The sequence below is a fragment of the Deltaproteobacteria bacterium genome, assembly GCA_018668695.1.
Taxonomy (GTDB): domain Bacteria; phylum Myxococcota; class XYA12-FULL-58-9; order XYA12-FULL-58-9; family JABJBS01; genus JABJBS01.
The window spans coordinates 21387-28345 of sequence record JABJBS010000039.1 but is presented as its reverse complement, the minus strand read 5'-3'; the positions used below and the strand labels follow the sequence as shown (position 1 = coordinate 28345).

7 protein-coding genes are annotated in these 6959 nt (G+C 51.6%); all 7 read right to left on the bottom strand.

The genetic code is table 11. The annotated features are described in order from the left end of the window. Positions 1–481: phosphoribosylamine--glycine ligase (locus HOK28_01920; protein MBT6431818.1), on the bottom strand; the 481-nt coding region annotated here is incomplete at its 3' end. 10 nt (positions 482–491) lie between these two features. Continuing rightward, positions 492–2060, bottom strand: a complete 1569-nt coding sequence (gene purH, locus HOK28_01915) for a bifunctional phosphoribosylaminoimidazolecarboxamide formyltransferase/IMP cyclohydrolase (GenBank protein ID MBT6431817.1) — start codon at positions 2058–2060, stop codon at positions 492–494. 40 nt (positions 2061–2100) lie between these two features. After that, a complete protein-coding gene (gene purN, locus HOK28_01910) occupies positions 2101–2709 on the bottom strand; it encodes a phosphoribosylglycinamide formyltransferase (GenBank protein MBT6431816.1) in 609 nt (202 codons plus the stop codon). Then, complete coding sequence (locus tag HOK28_01905; protein ID MBT6431815.1) at positions 2696–3748, bottom strand: phosphoribosylformylglycinamidine cyclo-ligase; 1053 nt, start codon at positions 3746–3748, stop codon at positions 2696–2698. The genes purN and HOK28_01905 overlap by 14 nt, the downstream gene beginning before the upstream one ends. A gap of 343 nt (positions 3749–4091) precedes the next feature. Next, entirely contained in the window at positions 4092–4958 is an 867-nt protein-coding gene (locus tag HOK28_01900; GenBank protein MBT6431814.1) for an HDOD domain-containing protein, read from the bottom strand. Between the two features lie 231 nt (positions 4959–5189). Next, on the bottom strand, positions 5190–6314 hold the full coding sequence (locus HOK28_01895; protein ID MBT6431813.1) for a response regulator: 1125 nt from the start codon (positions 6312–6314) through the stop codon (positions 5190–5192). Then, positions 6311–6793 carry a chemotaxis protein CheX gene (locus HOK28_01890; GenBank protein ID MBT6431812.1) on the bottom strand — a complete coding sequence of 161 codons (483 nt, stop codon included), beginning with the start codon at positions 6791–6793 and terminating at the stop codon, positions 6311–6313. Before HOK28_01890 ends, HOK28_01895 begins: the two co-directional genes overlap by 4 nt. Between the last annotated feature and the right edge of the window lie 166 nt (positions 6794–6959).

Below are 6959 nucleotides of genomic sequence, written 5' to 3'. Positions count from 1 at the left end.
CTTCTTTCGTCTCCGGAAGGAAAACCCCTTTACCTGAGGCAAGTCCGTCGGCCTTGACGACCGGAACGCCGTCCCAGCTGTTAATCGCGGCCCGTAATGCTTCTGAGGTCGTGACCTTTTCAAAGCGCGGTGCCGGAACATTAACCGTCTCGGTGATTTCACGGGTAAATGCTTTTGAGCCTTCGAGCTGCGAAGCGCCTTTGCCGGGGCCGCAACATGGAATACCCGCTGCATCCAGTGCGTCTCCAATGCCGAGCACGAGAGGCAGCTCAGGACCAGGAATCACGAGGTCAATCTCGTGCTGCTTGGCGTAATCAACAATGCCTTCAATGTCATCCACAGCGATGGCGACATTCTCACCACACTCAGCCGTCCCTGGGTTACCTGGGGCGATGAATAGGGATGGCTGTGGGTTGGCGGTCATCAGCGCACGACAAATCGCATGCTCGCGGCCACCATTTCCTATAATAAGTACCTTCATCAGTAACTCCTTAGTGGCGGAAGTGTCGACGGCCCGTGAAGAGCATGACCATGCCGAGTTCGTTGCAGGCATCAATGCTGTCTTGATCTCGTTTTGAGCCACCAGGCTGAACCACGCCCACAACGCCGGCCGCGTGCGCAAGTCTTACACAGTCGTCGAACGGGAAAAAGGCATCGGATCCCATGTAGCTTCCCTTCGAACCTTCGCCCGCCTTCTTGATGGCTTGCTCAGCAGCATCAAGTCGGCTCATTTGCCCTGCGCCAGCTCCGAGTAGGCTCTTGTTGCTGGTTAAAGTGATTGCGTTGGATTTAAGGCTGCTACATGCACGCATTGCAAACGCCAGTTCTTCAAGCTCACCTTCGCTCAGCTTTCGCTCCGTAACGCATTCCCATGTCGATGGATCGTTAAGCCCTTCGTCTGTAACCTGAACGAGCATGCCGCCGCCAATGCGGTGAGTGTGGTGCGTCGGGTCTGGATTTCCAGCAGGGACTTCAAAAAGGCGTAAGTTTTTCTTTTTCGCCAAGAGTTCCTTTGCTTCATCGGTGAAGCCCGGTGCAGCGATACATTCCACAAAAAGCTTCTTTTCTACGATAGCGCGAACCGTGTCTGCTTCCAGTGGGTGGTTGAATCCCAGAATAGAACCGAATGCGCTGACGGGGTCGCCGGCCAGCGCCAGCAAGAACGCCTCTGCTTGAGTTGATGACTCTGCCAGTCCACATGTGTTGGTGTGCTTAACAACGGAACAGCCAAACTGACCAAGCTTGTACGCTGCGCGGTAAGCGGCATCCATGTCGAGGTAGTTGTTATATGAAAGAGCTTTACCAGTTAGCACCTTGCCGCTTGAAACGCCGCCTTCTTCGATGTTGCTAATGTAGAGCGCCGCTTTTTGATGCGGGTTTTCACCGTAGCGGAGTGTAGACTGCTGGGTGAAGCCTGTGAGTTGTTCAGGCAAGCCATTTGGCTCTTCATTTTCGGGAGCCGTCGCTCCAGTGATCCAGTCGGCGATAGCAACATCGTACCGTGCAACTGAACGGAAGACTTTAGCAGCATAAGTGCGGCGGTCTTTAACGCCAATGCATCCATCCTTCGCCAAGCTTTCGCACACAGCAGTATAGTCTGTGGGGTCGAGTAGCGTTGTCACGCCGCCGTCAGCATTTTTTGCAGCTGCCCGAAGCATCGTAGGGCCACCAATGTCGATGTTTTCGACCATGACATGGTAGGGAGAGCCTTTCGCCAGCGCCTCCTCAAAGGGGTACAGATTGCAAACGACGAGGTCGATGGGTCCGTAACCATGCTTGCCAAGATCTGTGAGGTGGTCTTCAAGTCGTCGATCCGCGAGGATGCCTGCATGAATTTTTGGATGAAGCGTCTTTACGCGGCCGCCGAGAACTTCGTCTGCACCGGTATAGGTATCTACGGGGATCACATCGACGCCTGCTTCTTGAAGCTTTTTAGCGGTACCGCCGGATGACAAGATTTCAATACCCGCTGCGCTCAGTGCCTTACCCAATTCAATAACGCCGGTCTTATCAAACACTGAAATCAAAGCACGGGTAACTTTTCCACTTGCAGGTGACATGGTTGATAGGTCTGGATGTACAGCAATCATCTGGGCGCTCCTAAGAACTGGGTTGGTCCATGCGGCGCGTTAAGAGCCATACCGCTTGGGGATAAATTTTGTGTTCGACTTCATTGAGAATGCGGTCCGCCAGGCCTTCTGGACCTTCGTCTCCACGAACCTCTATGGAACCTTGCAAGAGTGTGGTTCCCGCATCGACGTCTGCGATAACCTCGTGAACGGTTGCACCGGCCACCTTCACACGTTCTTCCCATTGCCGCTCAATGGCGCGAAGTCCGCGGAAATCAGGCAGCAAAGAAGGGTGGATATTTAGGATGTGTCCTGGGAACTCTTGGATAAACTTCGAACCAAGAATTCGCATATAGCCTGCTAAGAGCAGGTGCTCAGCGCCATGTTCCTGAAGGGCTACGAACATCGCAGCATCGTGTTCTTCGCGAGGCATGCCTTTGTGTGGGATGCAGACCGTGGCGATGCCGCGTTCTTTGGCCCGTTCCAGCACCGGTGCATCGGCATGGTTCGATACCAGCACGCACACTTCGCCTAGGTTGAAACCGGAGATAAAACTATCCATTAAGACCGTTGCATTACTGCCTCGGCCGGACGCAAATATTGCGAACTTTGGACATGCTTTACCGTTAGCTTCGTGCATAGCCCAGATCAACGCCTTCAAATTCGTTATGGAGATGGCCAACTCGCATCCATGTATCCGGGAAGGCTTCCTGGATTTTGTCTGCATCCTCGGGACTAACAATCACGACGAAGCCGATTCCCATATTGAAAGTCGAGGCCATTTCGTGATCGGTAACGTTACCGGCGTCTTGGATGACTTTAAAGATAGGAGGACGGGTGTAGCTCTTTGGATCGATGGTCATACCGAGACCGTCTTTCACCAACTTGAGCGTGCGGCCAAGCAGCCCGCCGCCCGTGATGTGTGCTGCGCCTGTAAATGTAAATTTTTCGAGTAACGCCATCACTGGCTTCACGTAGAGTGCCGTTGGTGCCAAGACCGTTTTGCCAAGGTTCTCTTCAAGGCCATCTATTTCGGTTTCAGTTGTGTAGCCTGCGCGGTCAAACAGTGCTCGGCGAGCAAGTGATAAACCATTGCTGTGTACGCCCGTAGAAGGGAGGCCCAGGATGATGTCACCCGCGGCCATATCTGACGGTGTCGGTACCCGATCTTCATCCGCGATGCCTACGGCAAAGCCTGCGAGGTCGAAATCACCTTCCGCGTATACATCTGGCATTTCAGCAGTTTCGCCGCCAATCAACGCGCACCCAGATTCGCGACAGGCCTGCGCTACGCTTGCTACGATGATTTCCAGTTGTTCTGGGTCTAGTTTCCCAGTGGCCAGGTAGTCCAAGAAAAGCAAAGGGCGCGCTGCAGCTGGGAGTAAGTCGTTAACATTCATTGCCACGAGATCTTGGCCTAAGCCGCTGAAATGATTGGCATCCCGAGCAACAATCAGCTTAGTACCAACGCCATCGCATGTTGCAGCGATCAGGGGAGAGTTCATGCCGGTCAAATTCGGCCGGACCATGCCCGCATAAGCGGTTTTGCTGATGACATCGATACCGGCGTGTGTGGACTTCACCAAGCTGCCGATCTTATCAACAAATGCATCGGCGGCTTCTACATCTACGCCGGCGTCACGGTAGGAAAGGGGTGCTTGGTCTGTAGTTTCAGTCATGGTGCTCCCTCTTCCTTGCGCGTTTTAATGCGCTAAGGACGGGTCGTGGGCAGAGCTTTGCATCTGCTGAGGTTTAGTGATCAACCGGCCAAAGCAGGAATAATCGCGAATATCGTAACTTGAATTGCTGTAATCGATTGGTTTCACTCGTTTTTTAGTTGCACCGGGGCGTGGTCCCAAAGGGGCCTCCAACGGATGAAAAAACGAGACGAGCGGGAGCATCAAACCTGTCCTTTTGCAGCTCGGAAGAGGGCCAAATGCCCAAAGAATGGTCTCGGGTCAAGGTGTCAATTGGAGGAATATGCCTACAAAGATCCGCAGGCATGATTAGGCAAGTCGGCCCTTAGACTAAAATCTGGTCGTTAATCTCACGGGTGAGGCCCGTAATGACGGCGTCGTCGATTCCAAGTAGAGATTTCCCAATCATAATCATGGATTGGATACCATCGTGATCCGGAATGCCCTCATAAAGACCTTCGCGTTTAGCCAAAGCATTGGCAAAGAGCACGGAGTTAAGAGGCGAGATTCGATCCGCGGCGTCATAATCTTCGAATTCTTCAATGATGCGCGTGATGACTGTCGGTAAATTCCAAGAATCAACCATGGCCATACCGATGTCTCGGTGAAGTTCTTCGATGATATTTAGCCAGTTGTCGAGGTCAATCCAGTCCATGGCCTCTCGTATGGGTAAGCCACGTTCAAACTCTAGCAGATAAGCGGCTACCACGATTTTGCCAACATCATGCAAGAGGCCCGCAATATACGCAGGCTCTACGTCACGGACTCCAGAAATACCGGCCACGTTGCGTGCGAGAAGCCCCACAGCGAGAGAATGCTCCCAGAGTGCAGAGATGGTCGAATTGATTCGAGGGTCGTGAGAAACGAATATTTGCCGCGAGATGTTGGTGAGCAAGACGTTTTTGATGGAACGAAATCCGAGGTGATTGATGGCTTTGGTTAGGCTTTCCATTTTACCAGAACGGCGATGGAGCGCACTGTTAGATACCTTCATGATACCGGCAACGAGAATTGGGTCTTTATCGATCAGCTTGATGATCTTGGCTTGGTCCGCTTTAGGGTCTTCGAGTAACTGCTGAAGCTCTTGTGCGATTTTGGGCAAGGTTGGCAGGATGAGGGTGCCACCTTCAATGTGTCCCATAAGAATACGCCTAAGCGTTTCTGTTAGTTTCGTGTAGTCCGCTATTGCCATGTTGCTGCCGCTACTATGCCCCCGATACCCGAACCTTTGACTGAACGGGAATGTTCACCCTTATTATCAGCCCTAAACCCGGTCTTGTCGACAATCCTGCTTTTTTTTTGGATGTCGTTTATATGGAGCATCGTCCGTAAGGTCTTGAACCTTAAGGGATATTTTGACTGAATGACCATTCGCGTCATCAGCTTAATGTACTCATATTTGTGGGAATTGCGGGTGAACCGATCAACCGATAGCGTCGATGGCTTCTTTAACAGTCGGGTAGACAGGGATGTCTGCTGTTTCACTGAGGCTCGAAAGAGTTCGTCCGACGGATTCATCACCAACGATTCGCAGCGTTAAGCCGACTTCGCTGCAGCGCTTCTGTGCACCGATAAGGATCTTTGGCAGGGTTTCCTCGGGAGGAGTTGTGCTGAGATCCATGATGACATCTTCGTAACATGCAGCAGCACATTTCTCGATGGCTTCCGATGCAAGCCCCATAAGACGGCCAACGTAGTGGGCGCGCTTGTCTTTGGATGCAGGAAATTCGGAAAGCGACATAACATTGTCTTCGAGCGCCAGGAGATCCTGAGCGTCGTAGTATTGCGATAGGAAGTCGTTAACTTGTGCGGGATCGAAAGGCTTAATCAGAAAGCTATCGAAACCGTTGTCACGTGCATCCTTGGCTGGGTTTTCATAGTTACGCATGTAGAGCGCTAGAAAAGCAGCGGTTGGCTGTAGGACGCGTAGCTGGGAAGTCAGTGCGACACTGTTTACATCGGGGATAATCATATCCACGACAATCGTTCGGAAAACGCGCTCGCGACAAGCGGCGAGGGCAGATTGCCCATCCATCACGTTGTTTACCTTGATGTGCTTTGGCATCAGGGAACGGAATTTCTTTGCAACGTTTTCCATATCATCGATCATTAAGACATCGACAAATGGTTTACCCGCAGCAGGCGTTGGACCGGAGAACGTTTGAGCCGCAGGGCCAGCCGCTTCGGGCATCTGTGGTCCAAGGACCTTCGTGATTTTAGCGAGGAGTTCGTCAGGCTTGAAAGGCTTCAGGATATAATCGCTGATACCTGCCTGCATCATACCGCCGATAAGCGATGTCTTCGATTCCGCTGTAAGCAGAATAACAGGAGTTTGGTCGCCACGCTCACGCAAACGCTTGAGCATCTCGGGACCATCCATTACTGGCATGGTGACATCGAGTAAGACTAGGTCAACAGTCTCTTCTTGAAGTACTGCGAGACCTTTTTCACCATCTTCGGCTTCTAGGATATCAAAATTAGCTCGTAGGGTCTTACCGATAATAGTTCGAACCGCACGACTGTCGTCCACCGTTAAAATTCGCGTCATGAGCCAATATACTCCTCAGCTACTGATGTCTGAGTGGTTATTGAAAGTAGCACCACTGCTTTTCCGGCACGCATCGGATAATGCGACCAGCCGTTCGCAGAATTCGCCGACTTGTCGGCAAAATCTTTCCCAGGGAGGTTTACAGGCAGTCCAAGAGAGTTCCCGAGAGAGAGACGTCCCTTAAGTTGACCTGCAGCCATATTGGCTAGCTCCGCCATGGTGTCATTAATCATTTCCGGATCTACCTCTGTTGCATCTACCGCAAACATTGCTGCAGATAAAACAGTGCACCCCTGTAAATCAGAGGAAACCGCAAGAGTAAAACCGCCATCTCCCGGTATTGGGAGTACAGCAGTTGAATGATATTCTCTAGGGTCAGCGGGCAAGTCATTAGCGACTATGCAGTCCATGCACAACATACTTGTTGTGACGTTATTGAACAGGTCCGTTAACCCATGATGATCAGGAATGTCTAACATTTCCTAATCTTCCCCCTACATCGATAAAGTCAAGCAGCGTACAGGCTTAGGGCCAATCCTTTAACCTGCTGCTCTTCAGCTTAACAAGGTGATTTGACCGTGCATGCACGGTAACAATCCTGGCATTTATTTCGGCTTCCGAGATAAAGCAGGGACTATTTAAACA